This window comes from Pseudoteredinibacter isoporae (assembly GCF_040372805.1).
Classification (GTDB): Bacteria; Pseudomonadota; Gammaproteobacteria; order Pseudomonadales; family Cellvibrionaceae; genus Pseudoteredinibacter; species Pseudoteredinibacter isoporae_A.
The window spans coordinates 25,393-50,365 of the sequence record NZ_BAABWJ010000004.1; the positions used below are offsets into that span (position 1 = coordinate 25,393).

The following is a 24,973-nucleotide window of genomic DNA, read 5'->3' on the forward strand; positions in this document are numbered from 1 at the left end:
CGCTGCTGCCCCTGAGTGAGAATCTGTTGGCCAGAGGCTACATATGCACATCAAAGCAGGCCTCAAAAAAACCATTAACGTGGTTCATGCATCACAAGCATTTTCTCGATCTGCATATCTTCAATTGTGTGCGGAATGCCGCCGACGCCAAGACCCGACTGGCGTAAGCCGGCAAAAGGCATGCCGTCCACACGAAACGCTGTGTGATCGTTGAGCATGACCGCCGAGGCATCGATGTTTCGGTAAACCTTCATTGCGGTGTTGATACTTTCTGTAAATACCGCCGCCTGAAAGGCCACGGGTAACGCATTGGCTTGATCAATTGCCGTTTGTAAATCGTCATAGCTGTAAACACAAACGACCGGCCCAAAGACTTCTTGTTGTGAGAGCTTTGCATCTTCCGGTGGATTAAAAATAACCGTGGGTTCATAACAATTGTTTGGTAGTTGTTTTCCGCCACACAGAAGCTCACCGCCCTCTTCCCCAGTGGCTTCGTTCACCCAGTCGGCAACTCGCTCCACTTCGACTGGGCGAATGAGTGGCCCTACTTCGGTAGCGATATCGGCAGGGTCACCCACTGCCAAGGAACGTGTGGCTGCCACAAGACGCTGATTGAACTCTTCAACAATGGCGGTGTGCACAAATACGCGCTGAACCGATACACACACCTGACCTGCGTGGTAAAAGCCCCCTTTTGCAACGGCCGCTACTGCTCGCTCGAGATCGGCATCTTTGGCAACAATCAATGGCGCCACGCCTCCGTGTTCCAGTGCGCAACGTGTTCCTGGTGCCAGTTTTGAACGCAACATCCAGCCAACCCTGGCGCTGCCTATAAAGCTGAAAAAGCTGGTTCTCGGGTCCGTCACCAAAGCTTCGGTTAAACGGGTTTCTTGCGGTGATACTGTTCGACACCAAGGCTCAGGCAAACCCGCCTTATGCAGCAACTCAACGAGGCTGCGGCATGACAAAGGCGTATCCAGTGAGGGTTTTACAATAACAGGACAACCGACGGCCACAGCCGGAACGACTTGGTGCACAATCAGGTTGAGTGGGTGGTTAAACGCACTGACAGCAACCACAACGCCGATAGGCTCTTTTTGTGTGAAGGCCATGCGATTCGCTGAACCTGCTGTGCCGCCAGTGGGTATCACTTCTCCGGCTTCACTGCGTATGCATTCTATGGCCAAGCGCACGCCATCAATGCCGCGATCCACTTCAACCAAGGAATCCTGCAGGGGCTTGCCACCCTCTTTGGCGGCCTGCATGGCCAAAGTGTCACGCTGTTCTACCATCAGCTCGACCAATCTCTCAAGAATGGCAACGCGTTCATGCAGCGGTAGCCAGCTATTACGATCACGGAATAATCCGTAAGCCTCTGACAACATCTGCTCTATCTGATCCGCATTGTGCAGTGGTACATCACCCAGAACTTCTCCGCTGTAGGGTGCTGTAACGCTATGTTGCTTGTCCATATGATCTCCTAACTGGTTGCCAATCCCGCCCGGGTGATTTCTCCCAGACGTTCAGAGAGCTTCATGTTTTCACGATAATCGACGCTAGCCACAACAAGGCTATGGCTTGGTTCTTTAAGTTCAGCTTAAAGAGTATCACTGAAATCAGCGTTGTCATCTACAAGATGGTCTTGTTAGCTGAAAGATTTAGCCATTTCAAGCCAATCGGGATTAGCAAATGCCAGGTTGGCATGCCGACCCCACATCGTTTTCAGTAATCCAATGATAGATTTCCAGCTCATTATGATCGCGTAAGTAACAACCCCAAATTAAAGATCCTGATTTAGGCGACCGCTAGCGGTAATTTGCTTCAGGGCGTTTCACCTGCCATTTACCTCCCGGCGCGGTTATCCGTTTTTTGTTCCTATACCTGTACAGAAATTTGGGTTCTAGCTCCTACTCTAACTGCGAGTTTCACAGCATAGATTTTAAGTCAAAAGTCCTATTCAGTTTCCCGCAAGGCTTACGTTAACCTAGCTACGCCTTGGGTATAAGGCCGATAGTGAAATACTGTACCCCAGATCACTTGCACTTCGAGTGCGGGGAATGCCTTGATTTTTCAGCCTTTGGCCTCCAGCCCAGCGCTTTTAAGCATCGATCAACAATAACGAATTAGGATAGGGAAAATGTCCATTAAAATAATATCTGTCACTCTGCTCAGCGTTCTGCTGAGTGTATCTGTTCATGCTCGGGAAGTTGTCTCGCCGGATATTTTGACGGCAACAGAGAACGCGGTGTTTACCGACGATGGCCGCTACTTTGTAGCCGGTAGCGATGGTATTCATGAGATTCGAGACGTCAGCGGGGAAAATTGTGTTCAGGACCCAAACAGCGGCCTGTATGTCTGCCCACTGCTTGCAGCGAAACTGGAAGAGGAAAGCTGTATTTTTCGAGGTATGACCACCGATGGTACCTATTTGTACGCGTCTTGCGCTGTTCATCCCAAAGACAACACCTTTTTTCCCGCCACTCGTTCGGCGCTCTATCGAGTGTTGCCTGGGCGTGAAGGTGTTGAGGAACTATTGATTCGCGATTTCGACGATGTATTGGTACCGAATGGGATGGCCGTTGGGCCAGATGGCAGCTTGTACCTGAGTGACACCAATGCCAGCTTGGGAATTTTGAAGAAGACCGCCATCGTTAAACTACGCTTTCTCGATGAATCAACACTGGATTTTGTCACTGAACCCTGGTTGCCAGCATCGCCTCTCTACTCGCTTCCCAATGGTCTTCAAATCGATGGGGATACCTTGTATTTCGTGGGCGGACACAATCTCTGGCAGATCGCCATTCGCAGTGACGGCAGCGCAGGCTTCCCCCGTTTGAAATATCATACCTATGGCGTCAGTAAATTGATGGATGATTTGGTGATTCTGCCGGACCATATCGCTGTGGCTGAGTTTGGATTGGTCAATGGTTTGGGCTTCAACAAGATTGTGTTGATCAAACGCCGAGGCTTCGGTTTTCCGAAAAAGATTCGAACCGGTCTGACTCAGCTTTCTAGCCTGGCCTGGGAAGAAGGCAACTTGTTTACTCCAGGCAGTTTTGTCGGCACCAGTTTCCTTCAAGGCGGCTTGTACGAATTTGAGCGTTAAGCCGATTTATCCAAAAGGCTGAGTGATACCCCCTGCTCAGCTCTGCTCAGTCCATCGTCTATCGTCCGTGTGGGTACCAAGCTTATATTCTTTGGGCTTAATTGATGTTCTATCGCATACAACATTGGATTGGTCGTTTTGAGCCAAAGGACTTATTCATATGAGGTTTTATTTTCGGTATTCTGGCACACGAAATTTAACGAGCTAATTATTGGTATTCAACGTGCGTGACGCTATACAAGACCTTCCTTGTGCCCTATTTGGGCTTTGCTTATTGGTGGTATTGGCTTACCTCCATCTGCAAGAGTTTGAGTTTGGGACGATGGGAATGTTTTCACTCGCCGAGCTACTGGAAACCGTTTACTGGATTGATATCTTCAAGCTGATTGTCGGCTAGTAATCGTCGGTCGGCGTCATGTTCTAATGCGCTGACTTTTATGGAATTTTCCTTTCTGTAGTTTCTCTTTTCTTGTTCTTTTCTACCCAGTTATCTCGCGTGTTCGCCGGCATTGATGCTACTCAGTACCGACATTAAATGCATGTATCGAATGCGAATTTTCTGTTTTAGGCTTTGCTCACTTCATAGTAACGTCGCAAAACACGTGTTTAAGCACCACCTTTTTGATGAACTGAATGCCGTCTTGATAGGCCAAGTTGCTGTGTTGTCTCGTTAAAAATCATACCTAAAACTGACCTTTCAGCCCTATTGGCACACGAAAACCCATTCGTTATTCCAGCCAACGACAGTTGATAGACATACCTAATACCCCTCGATAATTTTATTTAATAGCTGCTATTGCACTAATTAATTACCCCAATAAATACCCCCTCCATATACTGAAAAAACTTCGACTTACCCAATGGCTGTACGACAAGGCACTTAAACTTCGAGATAACAACAGGGATGAAGAGTTGAAGCGAGAGAAGAACAAACACATGTTTTACAAAAAAAGGTGAAAGGTATGAAGCTCCGATCCGTTATAAAGCAGTCATCTATGGCGAGTGTGATCGCCCTGCTGATGTCTTCAGGTGTAGCCATTGCAGAGTCAAAAGAAATCAGCAAACCCAAAGGTGCAGCGGGCTCTGGCACGTTTGCGGTTGGGCAAGCGAAAACCAATCAGTTTTGGTGGCCTGATCAATTGAATCTCGCTCCACTTCGCGATCACGATAGCCGCTCGAACCCTTACGGCGATAATTTCAGTTATGCGCGCGCGTTCCAGAATTTGGATATGGCGGCGCTGAAAAAAGATCTGAATGACATGATGACCACTTCGCAGGACTGGTGGCCAGCGGACTGGGGACACTACGGCCCCCTGTTTATTCGTCTGTCCTGGCATAGCGCAGGCACCTACCGAACACTGGACGGTCGCGGCGGTGGCGACGGCGGCCAGATGCGCTTTAATCCATTGAACAGCTGGCCCGACAACGGGAATCTCGACAAAGCTAAGCGCCTGTTGTGGCCGATCAAACAGAAATACGGTCAAAGTATTTCCTGGGGCGACCTGATGGTACTTGCTGGTACGGTTGCGCTGGAAAACATGGGTTTTAAAACCTATGGCTTTGCCGGTGGTCGTTCCGATGATTGGGAACCCGATCTGGTGTACTGGGGACCGGAAGTGGAAATGCTGGCCAGTGATCGTCACGGAAAAAATGGCAAGCTGAAACGTCCGCTGGGCGCTACCCATATGGGTTTGATTTACGTGAATCCGGAAGGCCCACGTGGTAAACCTGATCCTAAAGGCTCTGCGCGAAACATCCGTGTTGCCTTTGGTCGCATGGCGATGAACGATGAAGAAACGGTCGCGCTTGTGGCTGGTGGACACACCTTCGGCAAGATGCATGGTGCGCACAAAGCCGGAAAATGTGTGGGTGCCGATCCCGGAGCCGCTGGGGTTGAAGAGCAAGGCCTGGGCTGGAAAAACAAATGCGGTAAAGGCCACTCAGAAGATACGGTAACCAGTGGTTTGGAAGGTGCCTGGACACAAGCACCCACCAAGTGGACAACGCTGTATTTACAAAACCTGTTGAATTTCGAATGGAAGCAAACCCGCAGCCCGGCCGGTGCGATTCAATGGGTGCCTACGGATGAATCTCTGCACAAAACCGTGCCGGACGCTCACGTCAAAGGCAAATACAACCCACCGGTTATGACAACAGCAGACCTTGCTTTGAAATACGATCCGGCCTACAAAAAGATTGCTCAACGCTTTCTGGCGAATCCTGAAGAGTATCGCCTGGCCTTCGCAAAAGCCTGGTACAAACTGACCCACCGAGACATGGGGCCACGTGCACGTTACCTGGGTGACAATGTGCCGGCAGAAACCTTGATCTGGCAAGACCCTGTACCCACCGTTAAACACAGCTTAATCGATGCGAGCGACATTAAGCGTTTGAAGAACAATATCCTGAACAGTGGTGTAAGTGCGTCAGAACTCGTGCGCACCGCCTGGGCTTCGGCCGCAAGCTTCCGAGCCTCGGATAAACGCGGTGGTGCTAACGGCGCACGTATTGCTTTGGCCCCTCAAAAGAATTGGGCGGTTAACAATCCCAAAGAACTGGCGAAAGTGCTGGAAAAACTGAAGAAAGTTCAGAGCCAGTTCAATCAGCACGCTTCGAAAGGCAAACAGGTTTCACTGGCCGATGTGATTGTTCTCGGTGGTGCTGCGGGTATTGAAAAAGCGGCGAAAGCAGGCGGTGTTCCCGTCAGTGTGCCATTCAGTCCGGGCCGTGGCGATACCACGCAGGCGCAAACCGATGTGCGCTCCTTCGCCCTGCTGGAACCCAAGGCCGATGCGTTTCGAAACTACTTCAACGCACAGAGCAGTTATCGCAGCCCAGCAGAGATGTTGGTGGATCGTGCAGAACAATTGAACCTTTCGGTTCCCGAGATGACGGCATTGATCGGTGGTCTTCGAGTCCTGAATGCCAATACCGGTGGTTCACAACACGGCGTATTTACCGATAAGCCCGGCACCTTGAGCAATGACTTCTTTGTGAATTTGTTGGATATGTCGACACAATGGAAAAAATCGAAAACCGATGGTTTGTATGATGGTTTTGACCGAAAGTCGGGCAAGAAAAAGTACAGCGCTACCACGGTCGATTTGATTTTCGGTTCCAACTCTGAATTGCGAGCGATTGCTGAAGTGTACGCTTATGACAACTCCAAACAGAAGTTCGCCGACGATTTCGCCAAGGCTTGGTCGAAAGTGATGCAACTGGATCGATTCGATCTGCGCCACGAGCTTTAGGCATTGGCATACCTCCCCTCTCGCTTGGTCTTCACCGTGATGGGAGGGTTGGATTGATGCAGCAGATTCAAGGTTCTGATGAGGAAAGTGACCAAGGGCACTTCTTATCAGCGCCTGTGTCCAGAAGTACTGCCCCGCGATAGTTAGCTCCCCGTTATGGGGAGCTTTTTTTATATTGAGGGAATTGCTATTGCATGGTTTTTTATCGGTATAAGAGTTTTTTGAACCCGCTGTTATTCGTATCGAAGCGACTGCACCGGTCGTTGTCGGGCGACCCTCCAAGCATGAACTGCAACAATACTCCAGGCCATTAATACCGCGATGGCGACAGCGAAGGCAACAAAAGGCAGAATAGAACGAATGGCTTCCGGGTAGAAGTCGATGTACAGGCCCGCCGCCAAATAACTCAGGGGCACCGCCAGTAACACTGACCACAATACCGGTTTGGAAATCTGCCACACCAATAAGCTGATTACCTGTCCTAGGCTGGCTCCCAAAACTTTGCGTATTCCAATCTCACGTGTGCGTCGTTGTGCCATAAAGGCCGCCAACCCAAACAAACCGATCAGTGACAGCATTAAGGCAATACCCGCAAAGCCGGTGATCACGGCATTGATGCCTTCGGCGATTCGGTAAAACAGGCGGAAGTAATAATCCAAAAATTTACTTTGAATTGGATAGTTCGGTATCAGGCTTTTCCAAGTACTCTCGGTATTCAACACACCCTGCTGTCGAAATTCCGGTACCAGATGAACGGAGAGATATTTATAGGTCTGGGGTCGAACCATAAAACCTGTGGGTGGAATCGGTTGATGGACACCAAAGAAATAGCTGTCCGCCACCACACCAATAATCTGATACTGGCGTTCTTTGGGATACTTTTCATCGTATATTTTGTAGAAGGTTTGACCGATTGCAGCGTCTGCACGACTGATACCGAGTTTATCGAGAAGACGTTGATTGACGATCACATTCACGATAGCTCGATCGTCTTCAAACACATCCTGGGAACGTTGTTCGTCAAACCAGCGCCCGGCCAGCAATTGCTGGCGATAGTTCAGCAAGTAGTCAAAATCCACGGATACGAAGGCGATGTCGAATTGACCAGCTTCATCACCAGCCTGTTTACTGACATCCCGATAATGCCCTGCCGAATGGAACGGTACAGCGCTGGACAAACTTGCTGCAGCTACGCCTTCCTGATTCAAAAGTTGTTGTTTCAGCGCTTTCTGCTTGGGCACAATACCATCGATATCCAAACGCTCAAGCACTAGGGTATCGTTTTTGTTAAAGCTTGAGCTCAGCTCCTGTATTTTCTGGTTTTGGAAATACACCACCATCACCATGGCCAACATGAAAATCGACAATGAAAACTGGGCAGTAATCAGAATATTGCGGAACCATTGCTTTCCACCCGCGCCATTCGCCGCACCGCGTAAACACTCAATGGGATGATGGCGAGAAATTTGATACGCCGGATAAGCACCCGCACCCAAGCCTACCAACAAGGTGACACCGATTGCGTAGGGAAGAATTTGCGCGTAATTCAGGTCGACGGCTTTTCCAGTCCCGGAATTGTACAGCGGCACCAACCACTCAATGGCGGCCAGTGCCAGTAACATAGAAAAGCTGGCCAGGGTCAGGCTCTCGATCAAAAACTGTTGCAGTAATTGCTTGCGGCTGGCTCCCAATGCTTTACGTAACCCCACTTCACGAATACGCCCCAGACTCTGGGCCGCTGCCAGATTGGTGTAGTTCAATGCCGCGATAATCAGAATCATCAGGCCGAGTACCTGAGCGGCTATCAGGACCGGAAAGCCCAAGGCATCCCAGACCATCGTGTTTGACATGATCAGCGGGCGTACACGCAACGCTTCGGTGGACTTCCTCGCTTCATCCGGTGTGTGCTTATCGAACATAGCATCGGCTTCCTGCTGTAACCAGGCCCGGTCACGGTGTGTAGGCAGGAGCACATAAATCGCCGCTGAATTATTGCCCATTTCCCCCTCTTCGGTCAGCTTGCTGATTTGGGTCAGGGCACGATACGACGCGATAACGCCCAATTCATATTTGGGACGCATATCGGAATTCAAATGGCTGTCAGGTGCAATGTCTTCAATGACGGCGGTAACTTGTAGCGGTAGAGTCTGCTCTACCTTCATTTGACGCCCCAAAACATCCGCACGACCAAATAGACGTTCGGCAAAGCTGCGGGTCAGAATCAACCCATTCGGGTGATCAAGTGCGCTGGCGTCTCCGTGAATATACGTAAAATTAAAGATGCGCGTAAAATCTGAATCGACAAAACGGGCCCCAAGATAGTAACTGTTGTTATCGACCGTGAATTGTTTGATTCTGTGCACGGCTCTCGCCACAGCTTCCAGCTCGGGCAAACGAGCCCGAATCAATGGGCCATAGGCCGTTGCAGAATCGGGATACAAACCAATGGCTTCACCCGAGGTTGGAGCAAACTTACTGGCAAGAGTGAAAATTCGTTCACGCTTGTCGAACATATGGTCGTGGTTTTTCTCGTAGCCCGCCAACAATACCGAGAACATAAAAATCAGCAAACCCAGAGTTAAGCCAATAATATTGATCAGGGCAAACAATTTGTGCTTGAAAAGATTTCGCAATGCAATAGTGATATAGCTGAAAATCATGGTCACCTCCTAGGAAACCGCTCGCAGGTTTTCAGCAAGAATCTGGCCATCGAACAGATTAATGCAACGTCGAGCGTAATCGGCATGCGCCGATGAGTGCGTCACCATAATGATGCCGGTGCCTTCTCGATTCAACGCCTGCAGCATTTTCATCACTTCCTGACCGTGACTGCTGTCGAGGTTTCCGGTGGGCTCATCCGCCAGAATCAAACTGGGTTTGGCGACGACGGCACGAGCCACCGCGACACGTTGTTGCTGCCCTCCAGAGAGTTGCCCTGGGCGATGGTCAGCGCGATGAGCAATACCAACACGATCCATCACTTCCGCCACCTGCTCCCGACGCTGCTTCCCCGGTATATTGTGGTACTGCAGAGCCAGCTCGATGTTTTCTCTCACACTGAGCTCGTCAATCAAATTGAAATTCTGAAAGATAAACCCGATATTTTCTTTTCGGAGTTGTCCGAGTTGACGTTCGCTGTAAGCACTGATGTCTTCACCTTTAAACAGGTATTGACCTGAACTGGGTTGATCCAGCATACCCAGAATATTCAGCAAGGTGGATTTGCCACAGCCCGAAGGCCCCATGATGGCAATGAACTCCCCCTCTTCCATTTCCATATCGACTTGATTGAGTGCGAGGGTTTCAATCTCGTCACCGCGATAGCTTTTACACAGCTGTTGAAGTTTAATCACTGTTCTCTCCTAAGAGTCTTGGGATAATTTTAAGCGATCTGCGTCTTTAAACGCAGCATAGGCTGAGGTAATAATTTCTTCTCCGGACCGAAGCCCCGAAATCACCTCGATAAAGTCATTGTTGCGGCGACCCAGTTGTACTTCACGACGCTTGGCTTCACGGCCGTCATCGCTAAGCACATACAGCCAGCGGCCACCCGTGTCTTGAAAATACGGGCCATTGGGGATTAACAAGGCAGGCTCACTGGCACCCAGCTGTAAGCGGCTTTGCACACTCTGGCCGATGCGCAGCTTATCCGGCAGGGTGTTTTCAAACGTCATGTCGATTTGAAACTGTCCGCCACGTACATCCGGATAAATCTTACTCACGGTGAGCTGGTACGCCTGCCCCTGCAGTTCGATGTTTGCACTCTGGCCGAGGACAATACGCCCCAGATAATATTCATCGACTCCGGCTTTGAGCTTGAACGAACGAGGCTGGCTGATTTGACCGATACGGTCTCCGCGTTGAATGCTCTGCCCTTCCACCAGATCGAAGCCGGATAAACGCCCATCAAACGGTGCTCGAATATGCAGGGCTTCCAGACTTTCACGGGCAAAGGCCAAATTGTCCTCCATCACTGAGGCCTTGGTTTGATAGAACTGCAATTGCTTCGCCATCAGGCGCTCATCCGACGCCTGGGCCTCCAGGCTCAGCTCGTGTAACCTTCGGTAGTGACGCAGCTCATCTTCGGTCTTATCAACGGTTTCCTGGGAAATGTGCGCCGAAGCCAAGAGGGCCTGAAAACGCTGGCTTTGACGTTCCAATCGCTCAAGGTGGTACGACAAGCTGGCCAATTCGGTCTTGTGATTGAGCCGGTTTTGCTCCAGTCGCAGCTCTTGCTCACGCATGACATTGAGCTGTTCAATCACCCGCGATTCGGTGCTCATGACGCTGAGTTGAAGATCGGAGTTCGACAGGCGCGCAAGTGTCTGACCGGACTGGACTTCCGCACCATCCTCTACCAGCAGCTGATCCACTCTCCCACCTTGAATGGCATCCAAAAAGACGGTCTTGCGAGGTTCGACTCGTGCTCGAAGCGGAATAAAATCATCGAAAACCCCCTGTTTGGCCGTGCCGGTGACCAGACGGTCCCGCGCCATATGCAGCGACTTGCCTTGTTCGTAAAACAGCACAAATGCGACCACGCCAGCCATTATCAACGCGCCGAGCAACAGCCAACGCTTCAAGGGCTTGACGCGAGCGATGCGGCGATCCATTGGGTGATCACGTGTAAATTGTGGGTTTTGCTGGGACCCCTTGTCGTTCATAAACAACCTCTAACTGTGCTGGCCCGGTTTTCGCTTTATTCCGATGCGAAACGCTTTTGGCCGTGGCGAATGCGATTGAACGAGAGATTGCAAAGCGGGTGCCAAAATGTAAGTTGTTGTATTTAAAAGGATTTGCATGAGAACTATGGATTGACTGTCCGATCCCGTTCAGGAACAACTGTTCGTAAATGGACAGTCGCTGTACGATATCGAACACCATTGAGGAGAACCCTTTTGCCTGAAGACCACAAAATACTGGTCATCGATGATGATCAGGACATTCTGCTTGCGGCGAAGCTGCTGTTAAAACGCCACGTCGAGGCCGTTGATATCTGCAATCGCCCCGAGCAATTGCCCAAGCTTCTGGGGGCCACACAGTACGACGCTGTTTTGCTGGATATGAATTTCTCGCCGGGCGAGAGCAGCGGCCAGGAAGGGCTGTATTGGCTACAGGAAGTGTTAGCGCTGGACCCGGATGCTGTGGTCGTGATGATCACCGCTCACAGCGCGGTGGAGCTGGCCGTCGAAGCCATGAAATACGGCGCAACGGACTTCATCGCCAAGCCCTGGCAAAATGAAAAGGTTCTGGCCACTCTTTCGGCCGCTATTAAACTGCGACACAGCCGACGTGAAGCCACACAGTTGCGACAAAGCAATGCAGCGCTGATTGAGGCGAACCAGCCCCAGAGCGATATGATTGGTGAGTCACCTCATATGCAACAGGTGAAGCGCGTTATTGAGCGCGCGGCGCCCACAGACGCGAATGTGTTGATCCTCGGTGAGAATGGTACCGGTAAAGAGCTTGTGGCCCGAGAGTTACATCAGCAAAGCCAGCGCCGAGATAAAGCTTTTGTCGCGGTCGACCTTGGAGCCGTGTCAGAAAACCTGTTTGAGTCTGAATTATTTGGCCACGCCAAAGGCGCCTTCACCGGCGCTGATAAAGCCCGGGTTGGGCGTTTACTGGCCGCGAATGGTGGTACCTTGTTTCTGGATGAAATAGGCAATATTCCGCTGCACTTACAAGCCAAGTTACTGACCGTACTGGAACAACGTCAGGTCACGCCTCTGGGCAGTAATAAACATCAACCACTGGACATTCGCCTGGTCGCTGCAACCAATGTTCAACGGGATCAGCTCGCCGATGAACGTCTGTTTCGTCAGGATTTATTGTACCGTTTGAATACGGTGGAAATCACATTACCGGCTCTGCGAGAACGGGCTGACGATATTGTTTTGATTGCGCAGCATTACTTGCAGCTGCACAAACGAAAATACCAGAAACCGGATCTCGAGTTCTCCTCGCAAGCCTTGGATGATATCGCCGCGTATGAGTGGCCCGGGAATGTTCGGGCATTACGCCATGCCGTTGAGCGAGCGGTTATCTTATCCGATGGCCCTTGCCTTCATTCATCTGACCTGCAAATTCCCAGTAATCATTCGGCGCCATCGATTCCTGAAACGCTATCTGACATAGATTCTATTTCGGTAAACCCCAATGCGCCGGGAGTGGATTTGGACCTTGAGAAGGCCGAGCGGGAATTAGTCAGCACCGCCCTGCACCGCCACAACTTCAATATCAGCCAAGCAGCGAAAGCCCTGGGCATTACCCGAGCATCTTTGTATCGCAGGATGGAAAAATATGATCTTTAAACGGTTTTCCCATTCCTTGTATTTTCAACTGCTGATTGTTTTTTCCTGCCTGTTCGGGCTGGTGTATTTTATTCTCATACCCGGTTACTACGCCGTAAGCGCTCTGATGGCTTTGTTGTCCCTTGCGGCGTGTTGGTCTGTGCAAAGTCTGGTGACCAAGCACAATCGCCAATACACGCGTTTATTGCAAGCCGCCAATCATCTTGATTTTGACAATCGCCTGCCTTTAGCGCCTCCAGATTGCGAGTTCCCAGAACTCAAACAGCAATTGGAAACCGTACTGGCGAGTTGGCAAGAACAACTGCACAGCCAAGCGTTAGAGTTGAAACACTGCCAGGCATTGGTTGAACACATGCCCATTCCGCTGATCTCCATACAGGGCGATGACGCTATTCATTTCCATAATCAGTCCGCGCGCCGATTCTTTGAGTTGGGCGATTTTTGTAAACCTGAAGACCTGCGCGTTTTTGGGGAAGATTTTTACTATTCCTTGAGCCAGCTCAGACCCGGGCAACAGCAACTTTTGAATTTCTTCGACGGTGCCCAAACCAGGCAATTGAGCGCACAGGCCAGCATATACAAAAGCAGTAAGGGCCAGGAAATCCTGATCAGCTTGATGGATATCGAAGCCGATCTGGATCGCAATCAACTTCAGGCCTGGCGGGAAATGGCGGCAGTATTAAGCCATGAACTATTGAACAGCATTACTCCCGTGGCGTCCCTGGCGGAGACCAGTCAACAGCTTTTAGAAGACTGCCGCAGCGCCTTCCCCAAACATGAGCAGTCACTTGAAGCCTTGGATGATGCCTATGAAGCCAGCCAGGTATTGGCCAGACGCTCCAGAGGATTAATGGATTTCGTCAGCAACTATCGTCTATTGCAAAACACTTCGGAAATAACACCTTGTATTTTCACCCTATCAGATTTGTTCAGGGAGCTGAATACGCTATTGCTCGCGGACGATACGTTTACCGGAGTTAGATTATCTTTTGAGGCGAAACCAGCAAGCCTGCAGCTCAATGCAGATCGAGAACTCCTCGAACAAATGTTGATTAATTTGCTTCGAAATTCAGCGCAAGCTCAATCTGGTTTTGATTCAATGAGCGACGAAGCTCCGAAGATTCACCTTACCGCTTATTTGGATCGTCGCAATCGTTGCCACATCGAAGTTCAGGACAATGGCCCGGGGATCAAGGACGAGCATAAGAAGCGTATCTTCCTACCCTTTTACACCAGCAAAAGCGACGGCAGTGGCATTGGGCTTGCGATGGCGAGGCAAACCATGGTGGCCCACGGCGGGAAAATCAGTGTTCACGACGCGCCAATGGGGGGCGCATTGTTCCGATTGAGTTTTTAGCGTATCCAACCACAAAAAGCCTCAGCCTTAAACCGACTGAGGCTTTACATCACACGTTTAGCGAGAATTTAAAACGTTGTGGTAATGGACAAGCGCGCGTTTACCGGCTTACCGGTCGAGATGTTGTCGTTGCTGTGCGCATCCGGGAAGTACTCTTCGTCCAACAGGTTTTCAATGTTCAGCTGAAGCGTCGTGTTTTCACTGAGATCGTAATAAGCCGCAGCATCCACACGCACATAGCTGGGCACTTCAACAGAGTTGTCTTCGCGTACAAAGAAGCTGTCCTGATAGGTGGCACCCAAGCCAAAACGCAACTGCTCATTTACACGGAAACTGTTCCAGAGTGAGAACATATTCTCCGGAGTCTGGCGGGTTTTATTGCCGCTGTTCCCGCTGCCATCAACGCGTTTTACTTCACCATCAAGATAGGCATATCCGGTGGTGATGGCCCAGTTTTCCGACAAACTGCCACTCAACTGAATTTCAAAGCCCTGGGTTTCCGAACCTTCAATAACCACCAACTGAGAAGGATCTTCAGGATCCACCGAGGTATAGCTCTCGCGCTCCAGTTCAAATATCGCCGTAGTTAAGCTGAGCTTGTCATTGAGATCCCACTTTAAACCCACTTCGCGGTTTTCAAAAAACTGCGGGCGGGTGCTTTCAGAATCCAAGCTCAAGGTCAGGAATTGATCACCAGAACGAGGCAGGAATGTTTCGCTGTAGCTGGCATAAATTGATACGTTCTCGGCAGGCTTGTAAATAAAGCCAAGGCGCGGAGTCACTTCTTCGTCAACACGGTTGAAGTTACCGTTGTTACGAATATCACGCACATCAATATCGAACTTGTCAAAACGCAAACCCGCAATCAATTTAAACTCATCACTCAAATCAATTTGATCTTGCAGGTACACAGACGCAAATTCCACTTCAGATTGACGATTGCGGGCTTCTTGTGTGAAGGCGAACGCCGGAATAATCAGAGGGTCCGAAAAAGGAATAAATAGCTGATCGTCATTATTGGCTTCAAACACATTGTCAAATCGCGCGTTGTGGGTGTCTTGCTTACCAAATTCTGCACCAAACAATACGGTGTGTTTCAAGGAACCCGTGGCAAACTCACCCACCAGGTTGGCTTGGAAGATAGTGTTTTCGCGTTCGGTCGTGTCACGGTAACCATCCAGCTCGACTTCGGCAATACGACCATTGTTCACCACAACTTCTTCGCTGGCATAGAGGTTTTGGTAGAGTTTGTCATAGTCAGCGTATTGCGCAACGATGTTACCACGGAGATTCTCAGAAAATTCGTGCTTGATGTTGGCTCGCCAGATATGTGCTTCCAGTGTCGTACGATTTTGGTCTGCAGAACCGAAGAAGGTATCTTCATAGCCTTCCAATGGTTTGTCAGGCCCTCCATCAACGTTCATGGAAGGCACACCTCGATCCACTGTGCGATCGTCATCCACATACTCGTAAGAAAAATCACCGCTGGTCTTTGGGCTGAACTCTACCGTTAGGGTTGGATTCAGCGCGTAACTGTCGCCTTCGTAGAAATCACGGTGGTTTTCCAACGATTGGTAGTAAGCGTTTAAACGAAAAGCTGCACGGCTGCTAATCTCAACATTCGTATCGGCCGCGACTGAATAGGCACCGAAGGTATCAATACCGGTGTTCAGAGACGTAAAATCGTCACCAATTTTCGCTTTTTTGCTCACTCGGTTGATCACGCCACCGCCGCCGCCTCGACCGAACAGTAAGGCATTGGAGCCACGTAGGACTTCAACCTGCTCTACGTTATAGAGCGGGCGGTAATACTGAACATCGTCACGAAGACCGTCGATAAAGAAATCGGCTGTCGTCTGAATGCCGCGAATGATTATGGCATCACGGTGGCCCTCACCCTGGCTGATCGATAAACCAGGAGTGTAGCGTAATACATCGCCAATATTGCGAAAGGCCTGCTCTTCGATCTGAGCGCTGGACACAATCGATAAGCTCTGGGGCACATTCAGAATCGGGGTTGGGGTTTTTACCGAGTTGATTTTATCGATGGACAGGTACTTTCCTTCGACAATGATTTCTTCAATATTGTCCTGGGCGTGAACAAGCCCGGAAGCCAGCAGCTGATTCGCGGCCACCAGGGCCACGGCCAAAGGCATTTTCTTCATGATTCTCCACTCCAAAAAGGTTCGATAGCTTTATGTGCAAGTAATGGCTACGGCCTTTAAAAACCGTCTATTTTTCAGGGTCTTAAACGCCCTATTTTTCTGTGGGCACAAGTATCGTAGAGATGGATTTAGAATGGAATGGTAAATGAGTATTATTCTTATTTTATTTTGTCATAAGGATACTACTTATTAGCCTAATGCGGCGTCAGTTCCGGCATCTCGACATGCAAATTGCCGAAGGCGCCGAATTCAGAGGCTTAAGGGCTAATAGATCAGATTACTTTCTTCGAGCTGTTTGGTGTGTGTGTCCAGCCAACTCTCAAGGTTTTCGAGGCTTAAAGGCTGACCGTAAAAATAACCTTGCTGATAGCTGCAGCCGATGTCGTTAAACAGAACTGACTGGCGCTCGGTTTCAATCCCTTCTGCCACCACCAGTAAGCCCTGCATTTTACACAGCTCAACCAAGGCCTTTGCGGTCTCGATATTGGTCTGCTGACTGATACGTTTGATTAACGATCGGTCAAATTTAATGGCATCGGCGGGATAATCCAACATCTGCATCACGCTCGTGTAGCCTGTACCGAAATCATCAATGGCAATGCGGAAGCCCAAACCGCGAATTCGGTTCAAATTTTCATGCACCTGCTCCTGATTCCCTGTCGCGAAGGTTTCCGTTACCTCCAGCACAAAGAAGCCGCTGCTGATATCGTATCGGCCGGCGAGTATCGCGAGGTCATCCACAAAAGTGATGGAGTTGAGCTCCGCCGAGGAAATATTGATGGATACGTATTTCACCATCGGGAAACTTTCACGTAAGGTGGATTCGTTTTTGAAAACCTGCTCAATGACCCACAAATCAATCTTTGCAAAAGCCCCGATGGATTCTGCCAATGGGATAAATTCATCCGGGGGAACATTACCCAGTGTCTTTGATGTCCAACGTAATAACACCTCGATGGAACACAGGCGTAATTGCCGATCGACAATGGGCATATAACACAGATGCAGTTCGTCCTCGAAACCGGGAGACTTAATCGCTAATTCGATGTTCTGCATTCGACGATGTTGACGAGCCAAGGTTTCTGAATATTTGGCGATGCGATTCTTTCCGCTCTTTTTGGCCTGGTACATTGCCAAGTCGACGTTCGACATCAATTCAGACAAGGAACAGTGTTCGCTTTGAGTGCTGGCAACACCGAGGCTTACGGTTACCGGATAAGACGCATTGGCTACCGTCAGCCCGCCCTCGAACAAAGACAAGATCGAATTTGCACAATCCCGGATTTGTTCTTCATTGGCATCCATCGCCAATACCACAAACTCATCCCCAGATAAGCGATACGCACCACTGTGGGGCGAGTGATCAGAAAAACAGGTTTCAACGGATTCATTCAAACCTTTGGCGACTTGTCCCAACACTCGGTCGCCAACTTCATGGCCATATTTATCATTGATGTATTTGAAGTTATCGACATCAATGTAACAAACACTGATGATTCGGTTTGAGTCATAATGGTCAAACAATTCTCTGGCTTGTTCGTTAAAAGCCATGCGGTTGGGCAGCCCTGTCAGGATGTCCATCCGCGCCTTGCGATAGTTTTCATTAAATGAGGCAAGTAGGCGCGTATACAAACTCTGAAACTTCCGTGCCAGACGCCCTATTTCGTCGTTGCTCGACGAATAACTGATGTCCGAACGCCTTTCACTCAACAACTCATCAAGCTGTAAATCCAGTCTTGCTATGGGGGCCGTTACAAACTTCGCCACCAGAAACTGCAGTAATAGGAACGTTGCCAAACAGGAAATTATACTCAACAACATAAGCCTTGAACGAAGCTCTATTAAGGGTGCCTCGAAATAATCGCCTGGAATACTGAGCTTTACCGCATTGGGGCCCCCTAAAGGAATCATAAAACTCATATCAGCGAACAAAGCCGATTTTTTATTCGCTAGTGTTTCGGATGAAAAATGAATGTCGGCATTGTAGGTTTTTTGCAGATTCCTCAAGCCACTGGAAACGCTTTTGGCTTCGAGGGCCACAACCATTAGACCGGCTTGCCCAATCTGAGAAAGAATTGGGGCTTGCAGAGTTCTCAGATCGATCGCCAGTGATTGGTATAGCATCAAATGACCATCGGCATCGAAATGACCGGTTGCGCTGCTAATGGTTTTATCTTGCCGGAGTGTCATCGCAGCGGCCATCTGTCGAGGGCTGACTTCAGCAAACGGATCCTGGCTGTTTTCCAAATGCAAAATGACTTCGTTTTTCTCATCCAGCACAAGCAATGACAAAAAAGGTTCCTCGGCAGCACTAAAACGCCCTAAGGATGATTCCATATGGCGCTGTAAAATATTACTGCGATAGATATTATTGGTGTCTATAAGAAACTGTGCGAGTAAATCACCGTCCAGCAATGACATCAAATAAGCGTCTTGAAAACTCTTGTAGTTGGAGATACTGGAATGCAAAGCCGTAATTTTCTGCTCCAGTTTGGATTTTTCCAACTGTATCAGCGTTGCGCGCTCTTCCTGATAAATCCACCAGGCGGACAAAGCATAGCTCAAAGCAATTACTGGCAGCAGCAGTATGCTAGTTCGCGTTCTTAGATTCATGGATATTCAATATCGCGTTGGTGATTTTTAAACGAAGTTCAATATTCTGTTTGCTGAGTTCCTGGTAGAGTTGAATATTGCTCAATTGCTCTTCATTGGGATAGATGCCAAGATTATTTAATTGCTCAACCGGTATCCAGGCCCTCGAGGCACTGTTAGGCGTAGCAACTGCACTGTAAGCCGCATTTTGAGCCGCTTGTTTGGGTTGACTCATGAAATTGACAAAATTCAGTGCACGCTCCAAGTGTTTACTGTGCTTGCTGATGGCCAGACAATCCACCCATAAAACGGTGCCCTCTTCAGGTACAACGTAAGCCCAACGATCGTTGTCCTCTGCCAATTCATTTAGGCTGAACTGATCACCGCTGTAGACCATCGCCATATACAAGTCTTCGGCTTTATCCGAGTACCCTAAATAGCTGATGGGATATTCATAGGTGAGCACCGCTGAGGTTTGTGTTTTCAATAAGTCGAACACTTTTTTAAGCTCATCCCGGCGTTCGGTATTCAACTCAAAGCCGAAGTGAAACAAAGCGGGTGCAAGGATATCGGTGTAATCCGTAATCATACCCACATGCCCGTGCAGCTCTTCGCTCGGAAACAGCAGATCTGCCCAGCGAGTTGGAGCCTTGCTCACTTTATCTTTTCGATACGCGATACCCAGTGTGCCCCACAGATAAGGGATGGCGTATTCCCCACAGCGTTTTCGCCAAAAAGGCTCCATGGTTTTCAAGCTGGGTATGTTTTCTTCGTTGAGTTTCAACAGCATGCCTTCCCGACCAAAGCGGCTGGCGATAATCTCGTCCACGACGGCAACATCGATGTGATGTCGATGGGAGTTCAACAAAATAGCATCCCGGTCCTGATCGCTGTCGAAATAAACCTGTTCAAGCTCGCCGTTCTCGACCTCCCACTGTTTGACCAGGTCTGGGGCGATATAGTCTTCCCAATTCAGGAGAATAAGAGGTTCAGCGACCGTGAAGGCACTACCGAGCATGAAAAAGCAGATAAAAACCAATCTATACATGAATGTCCAAGGACTCGAGCAATAAACGCATACAAAAAATAGGGTATTCCCATCGAGTGACATCCATGACATCAAACATACTGCCGACACTGGGCTGACACAGCTGCCTGAGCAATAGAGTATAGACAATAAACCGGCGCTTTTGCAGACGCCGGCCTATTTATTAGAGTGCGGGATAATTGACGATCTTGCGAATCGATTGGTAGAGGGGACTGAGAGAGGAATACATTTTCAGGTAAACCTGACGATAGAGTTGTTCGTAGGTCTCTACATGTGCAGGAATAGGCTCAAAGACTTGCCCTACCCGGCTCATATGCTGAGCCGCCTGACGATGATCCGGATACCAGCCCAGAGCGACCGCCGTATTGATGGCGGCACCAAGCCCAGAGGTCTCATAGCTGGCAGGCCTTTCAACAGTCATGCCGAATACATCCGCTGAGATCTGCATGATCTGATCGCTCTGAGAACCGCCCCCGGAGATGCGCAAACAGCTGATTTTCTGGCCGCTGCGTTTTTCAACACGCTCTTTACCTTCTCGTAGAGCAAAACATAAGCCTTCGATAATTGCGCGGTAAATGTGAGCTTTGGTGTGAACATCCCCAAAACCAATGATGGCACCCTTAGCCCCGGGGCCTGGGTTTTTAATGCCCGGACTCCAATACGGCTGCAAGGTTAAACCCATCGAACCGGCAGGGACTTTCTCCAAAAGTTCATCGAATAGGGTTTCTACCGCGACACCCTGCTCTTGTGCACGCAGCTTCTCTTCCATAGCCATTTGTTCCTTAAACCAACTGACCATCCAATAACCGCGATACACCATCGCTTCGGTGTTGTAACGACCCGGCATCGCAGCAGGATACGGTGGAATCATTGGCGCCGATTCAATATAGCGGGAGAAGTTGCCGTTGTACGTCGCGGTAGTGCCATAACTTAAGCAACCGATATGTTCTTCCACTGCACCGGCACCCAGGAGTTCGCAAGCCTTGTCCGAACCGGAAGCCACTATCGGTAAACCCGCAGGCAAGCCGGTTTCTTTGGCCGCCTGTTCACTGACGCTGGCCAACACTTCCCCAGCGGGAACCAGCTGGGGCAGCATATCGGATTTCAATGGTAAGGCCTTCCAATGCCAGCTGCTGTCTTTTGCCCATTGTTGTTGTTTGTAGTCAAAGGGGATATAAGCCACCTGACTTGCCACACTGTCGACGTACTGGCCGCTTAATTTGAAATGGTGAAAGCCTGAGAGCAGCAAAAACTTGTGAGTTTTCTGCCACAGTTCCGCTTGTTCCTGGGCAATCCAATTTGCTTCCGCCTGTTTGGTGAAATAATCGATATTGGATTTCAGCCCCAATAATTTCAGTGGCCAATCGAGCCAGCCGAGAGAGACGGATTCGGGGGCTTCACGTTGATCGAGCCAGATGATTGCCGGACGAAGCGCCTGCCCATCGCGATCAAGATTGATCACCGTTCCACGTTGTGTGGTGACACTGAGCGCGGCGATCTGCTCGGGTTTGACCTTTCCTTGTTGCCATAAACACTGGCAGGCTTCACAAAGTTTTTGCCAAAAATATTCCGGAGATTGCTCAGCCCATCCTGGCTCTGGGCTAGTATAGGCTTCAATGGGGATGTAAGCCTTATCGATCTGTTCGCCATCCCGATTGTAGGCCAAAGCACGAATGCTCTGGGTGCCATTATCAATGCTCAATACATAGGGCTTCTCGTTCATGGTCGCCGATCTTCTCAGTGTTGTGTCTTCGGTAATGGTTAATGGTTTGCTTTTCTGAACTCAGGCTCAGGTTAAGCGGGAACACTGTAGGAGCGCGCCCATATCGCTTGGTAACGCTCAAGTTCATCTGACCAATGCTCATCTGACCAGGACAATTCCTGCTGACATATCAGTTTGCAAGCGTCAAACAGTTGTTCAGCCCCATTAGGCAGAAGCAAGCCTAAACGCGTTCGGCGGAGCAAGAGATCATCGAGGTGCTCCACCCACTCTTCCCGTAATGCCCAACGCAGTTGAGCCAGGCAGTATTTTTGTTCGGCAAGCGATTCCAGTTCAGTACTTTTTGCGCTGGACAGAAAATCCTTAAAACGAAAACCGTAGCAGGCAGACAAGTAATCACGTTGATCGCCATTGAGCGGTAGCGCGTTATCTGCTTCTTGCGTAACACGACGAAACACGGGCGCTTCGTCGCGCTCGAATGCCCACCCTTCCAAGTACGGAGCGGCTTTTTCGAGAACATCCAGGGCCATTACGCGAAAGGTGGTGAGCTTACCGCCAGCGGCACTGATCAAACCCTCGTTATCCCAAACGGCGTGGTCACGTCGCTCTTTGGAAGGTTTTTTCTTACTTTTACCCTTCTCGTTTTGTTCGGCTTCTTGCGCTCGGGCAAATTGTTTATCACCCGCAATTACAGGGCGTACCCCTGACCAGGTCGAAACGATATCATTGACACTGATGGCTTCGGCCGGAAAATGATGCCGCACAATGGCCAGTAGATAATCCAGCTCTTCAGACGAGATTCTCGCTTCCTCGTCTAAGCTGTCGTCATGGTCCAGATCCGTCGTTCCGATCACACTGTGACCTTCCCAAGGGAAAACAAACACGCTGCGTTTATCTTCTGGGTGCTGACAGCTTATGGCATTTTCGATGGGCAGAACGCCCTTTTTGAGGACGATGTGACTGCCCTTTAATGGGCGCACTCGTTGCTCTTCAATTCGGGCCTGGCGCAATTGGTCAGCCCAGGCTCCGGTGCTGTTCACTATCACTTTGGCCGTGCAGCAAAAAGTATTTTTCGCTCGCTCATCAACCACCTCAATACTTTGTAGACCGTTATCCAGTACGCGGCTTGAATCAACTTTGCAATAGTTCAGCAATGCCGCACCATCCGCTTCGGCTTCCTGTAAAACGCGGTAGACAAGTCGACTGTCATCGGTGACGGCGTCGGTGTAATACGCCGCGCCACTGATATCTGCCCGTGCCAAGGAGGTAAATGTCTGTCCCAATTCATCAATGTTGCAAATTTTATGATTTCGAATGCCGGCAATCCGATCATAACTCGCGAGCAGTATCTTCATCACCAGGCGCCAGGGCTTCCAGCTTTTCGGCAAAAGAAAGTAATACCCCATGCGTTCCACCAAGCCCGGAGCTTCTTTTAGCAAACGCTCACGTTCCAGCAGTGACTCTTTTGTTAACTTGCGATCCCCCATGGCCAGATAACGCAAGCCTCCGTGTACCATTTTGGACGATCGACTGGAGGTTCCCCAGGCAAAATCTTTTTGCTCCAGCAACAATACGCTCAATCCACGTCGAATGGCTTCCCTGGCCACCCCTGCACCTGTGATGCCGCCACCAACAACGATTATGTCCCAGTTTTTGTCTTTCGCGTTCTGTAGATTGGCCCTGCGTTTTTCGATGCTCATTAATAGACTTCCTGAATGATTGAGCGATAAAAACTATTCACGTGTTTCTGCGCTTGTCAGTCGACCAGCTTTCCAGGGTTCATGATCTTTTCCGGGTCAAAGTGTTCACAGAGACTCTGAATGGTCGCAATGCCCAACGCCCCTTTTTCTGCCGGCAAATACACTTTGTGATCTTCACCCACACCATGCTGATGACTGATTGTTCCTGCAACCGACACAATCGCTTCAGCCCCAGCCTGCTTTAAGGCCAACCAGCGCTGATAGGCTTCCTGGTAATCGTTTCCGGCTCGATACATATAGGTCGTGTACACGCTGCTGCCCTGGGGATAAAAATGCGAGAGGTGTGTAAAGACATGAACGTTTTCCCCAAAGGACTCGGCTGCCGCACGAATGCTGCTTTCGATGGCTTCCATGGCTTTATCCGTTTGACTCCAATCCACAGCGGTTTCCATGGTGTCGATGGCATAGCCCAAATCCATAAAACCATCACGTAAATATGGGCTGCGAAAACGGCTGTGCTCCCAGGCTTTGCCAATCAATTTTCCAATGTATACACCACCGAATTGACGACTTAAACGCTTCACTTGTTTCAAGGCAAAGCGACAACTTTTCTTGTCACCCGTTGTGCCGAAGGTAAACATCACTTTGCCTTCGGATACGCCCCGCCAGCCTAGGTATTTTTCCAGATAACCGATTGCCTTGGCATTGCCGCCTAACTTTAAGTGCGACGCCGTTTCTTCGGCATTGCTCAAGCGCATCATGGATAAGGGCAACATCTGTTGAGCCAGTTGTTTACTCAGGGCCTTCCCCTGTTCCCAGCTCGGGAAAAACACACCGTAAAAATGCTCCACTTCAGGCAGCGGCGTGACCCGCATCTTTACCTTGCTGATGACGCCCATGCGCCCTTCCGAGCCCAAGACCACTTCGCGTAAATCCGTACCCGCGGATGTTCCTGGGAAGGTCGGAATATCCAGCACACCTTTAGGGGTGACCATCGTTCCGCCAGCGAACATTTTTTCGATGCGGCCGTATCGCAACGACTGCTGCCCACTGGAACGGCTTGCGACCCAACCACCGACTGTCGACAGCTCCCAGGATTGTGGAAAGTGCCCGAGAGTATAGCCTTCGGCATTGAGCAGTTTCTCTAGTTGTGGTCCAGGCAAACCGGCACCTAAGGTGGCAATTTGGCTGTCACGATCCAAGTCATAGAGCTGATTAACGTTAGCCAAGCTAAGCGTAATAACCGGTTTTTCTTGTTGTGGCGGATTGATGTGCCCAACAACTGAGGTGCCACCGCCATAAGGAATCACGATCGCGTTCAGATTCTGGGCGAGCTTGAGAATATCCTGAATCTGCTCTTCGTTTTCTGGAAATGCGACCGCATCCGGCACGGCGCCTAATTCACCCGAACGCAAGGCAAGTAAGTCCGGTAAACTTTGGCCCCGACTGTGCCGAATACGTGTTTCGCCATCCAGTGACCACAATGGATTCGATTCAAGACGACTGGCGGGAAGCTTGGCCAGCACCTGATCCATTGGAGTAACCATCAGGGCTTTTGACGGCCCCAGGCGTGCTTCTGCCATCGCTACTGCTTCGGGTTTGGGGCTGTGCTGATATTCGCCATCCACCATTCCCCAACCATTCCAACGTCTTTCCATACTTTCCCCCAAATGCTCGCAAGGCTGGCCTTCTTTCGGCGGCCAGACATTGATTCAACTTT

15 protein-coding genes are annotated in these 24,973 nt (G+C 49.9%); 5 read left to right on the forward strand and 10 right to left on the reverse strand.

The window, feature by feature from the left end:
* Positions 1 to 74: 74 nt before the first annotated feature.
* Entirely contained in the window at positions 75 to 1,472 is a 1,398-nt protein-coding gene (locus ABWW03_RS09980) for an aldehyde dehydrogenase family protein (protein WP_353408024.1), read from the reverse strand.
* 665 nt (positions 1,473 to 2,137) lie between these two features.
* On the opposite strand from ABWW03_RS09980, the gene ABWW03_RS09985 reads away from it, so the two are divergent.
* From ABWW03_RS09985 to katG, 3 genes are all read left to right on the forward strand, one after another.
* On the forward strand, positions 2,138 to 3,106 hold the full coding sequence (locus tag ABWW03_RS09985; RefSeq protein ID WP_353408026.1) for a hypothetical protein: 969 nt from the start codon (positions 2,138 to 2,140) through the stop codon (positions 3,104 to 3,106).
* Positions 3,107 to 3,329: 223 nt separating this feature from the next.
* Entirely contained in the window at positions 3,330 to 3,503 is a 174-nt protein-coding gene (locus ABWW03_RS09990; RefSeq protein ID WP_353408027.1) for a hypothetical protein, read from the forward strand.
* A gap of 598 nt (positions 3,504 to 4,101) precedes the next feature.
* Positions 4,102 to 6,357: a catalase/peroxidase HPI gene (katG, locus tag ABWW03_RS09995; RefSeq protein ID WP_353408028.1), complete on the forward strand. Its 2,256-nt coding sequence runs from the start codon at positions 4,102 to 4,104 to the stop codon at positions 6,355 to 6,357.
* 233 nt (positions 6,358 to 6,590) lie between these two features.
* Here katG and ABWW03_RS10000 read toward each other — a convergent pair whose 3' ends face one another.
* The 3 genes from ABWW03_RS10000 to ABWW03_RS10010 are packed head-to-tail and all read right to left on the reverse strand — an operon-like array spanning position 6,591 to position 11,021.
* Positions 6,591 to 9,017, reverse strand: coding sequence for an ABC transporter permease (locus tag ABWW03_RS10000; protein ID WP_353408030.1), 2,427 nt, complete (start codon positions 9,015 to 9,017; stop codon positions 6,591 to 6,593).
* Positions 9,018 to 9,026: 9 nt separating this feature from the next.
* A complete protein-coding gene (locus ABWW03_RS10005) occupies positions 9,027 to 9,710 on the reverse strand; it encodes an ABC transporter ATP-binding protein (protein ID WP_353408031.1) in 684 nt (227 codons plus the stop codon).
* A 9-nt stretch (positions 9,711 to 9,719) separates the two neighbouring features.
* Positions 9,720 to 11,021 carry an efflux RND transporter periplasmic adaptor subunit gene (locus tag ABWW03_RS10010; RefSeq protein WP_353408032.1) on the reverse strand — a complete coding sequence of 434 codons (1,302 nt, stop codon included), beginning with the start codon at positions 11,019 to 11,021 and terminating at the stop codon, positions 9,720 to 9,722.
* Between the two features lie 234 nt (positions 11,022 to 11,255).
* Here ABWW03_RS10010 and ABWW03_RS10015 point away from each other — a divergent pair, with 234 nt between their 5' ends.
* Both ABWW03_RS10015 and ABWW03_RS10020 read left to right on the forward strand, forming a co-directional pair.
* Positions 11,256 to 12,671, forward strand: a complete 1,416-nt coding sequence (locus ABWW03_RS10015; RefSeq protein WP_353408034.1) for a sigma-54-dependent transcriptional regulator — start codon at positions 11,256 to 11,258, stop codon at positions 12,669 to 12,671.
* Positions 12,661 to 14,028, forward strand: a complete 1,368-nt coding sequence (locus tag ABWW03_RS10020; protein WP_353408035.1) for a sensor histidine kinase — start codon at positions 12,661 to 12,663, stop codon at positions 14,026 to 14,028. The genes ABWW03_RS10015 and ABWW03_RS10020 overlap by 11 nt, the downstream gene beginning before the upstream one ends.
* Before the next feature lie 68 nt (positions 14,029 to 14,096).
* On the opposite strand, the gene ABWW03_RS10025 is transcribed toward ABWW03_RS10020, so the two are convergent.
* From ABWW03_RS10025 to ABWW03_RS10050, 6 genes are all read right to left on the reverse strand, one after another.
* Complete coding sequence (locus ABWW03_RS10025; RefSeq protein ID WP_353408036.1) at positions 14,097 to 16,193, reverse strand: TonB-dependent receptor; 2,097 nt, start codon at positions 16,191 to 16,193, stop codon at positions 14,097 to 14,099.
* A gap of 264 nt (positions 16,194 to 16,457) precedes the next feature.
* Positions 16,458 to 18,806 carry a putative bifunctional diguanylate cyclase/phosphodiesterase gene (locus ABWW03_RS10030; protein ID WP_353408038.1) on the reverse strand — a complete coding sequence of 783 codons (2,349 nt, stop codon included), beginning with the start codon at positions 18,804 to 18,806 and terminating at the stop codon, positions 16,458 to 16,460.
* A complete protein-coding gene (locus ABWW03_RS10035) occupies positions 18,784 to 19,833 on the reverse strand; it encodes a polyamine ABC transporter substrate-binding protein (RefSeq protein ID WP_353408039.1) in 1,050 nt (349 codons plus the stop codon). The genes ABWW03_RS10030 and ABWW03_RS10035 overlap by 23 nt, the downstream gene beginning before the upstream one ends.
* Before the next feature lie 163 nt (positions 19,834 to 19,996).
* Positions 19,997 to 21,556, reverse strand: coding sequence for an FGGY-family carbohydrate kinase (locus tag ABWW03_RS10040; RefSeq protein WP_353408041.1), 1,560 nt, complete (start codon positions 21,554 to 21,556; stop codon positions 19,997 to 19,999).
* Positions 21,557 to 21,627: 71 nt separating this feature from the next.
* A complete protein-coding gene (locus tag ABWW03_RS10045; protein ID WP_353408044.1) occupies positions 21,628 to 23,253 on the reverse strand; it encodes a glycerol-3-phosphate dehydrogenase/oxidase in 1,626 nt (541 codons plus the stop codon).
* A 56-nt stretch (positions 23,254 to 23,309) separates the two neighbouring features.
* A complete protein-coding gene (locus ABWW03_RS10050; RefSeq protein ID WP_353408045.1) occupies positions 23,310 to 24,911 on the reverse strand; it encodes an FAD-binding oxidoreductase in 1,602 nt (533 codons plus the stop codon).
* Positions 24,912 to 24,973 lie beyond the last annotated feature (62 nt).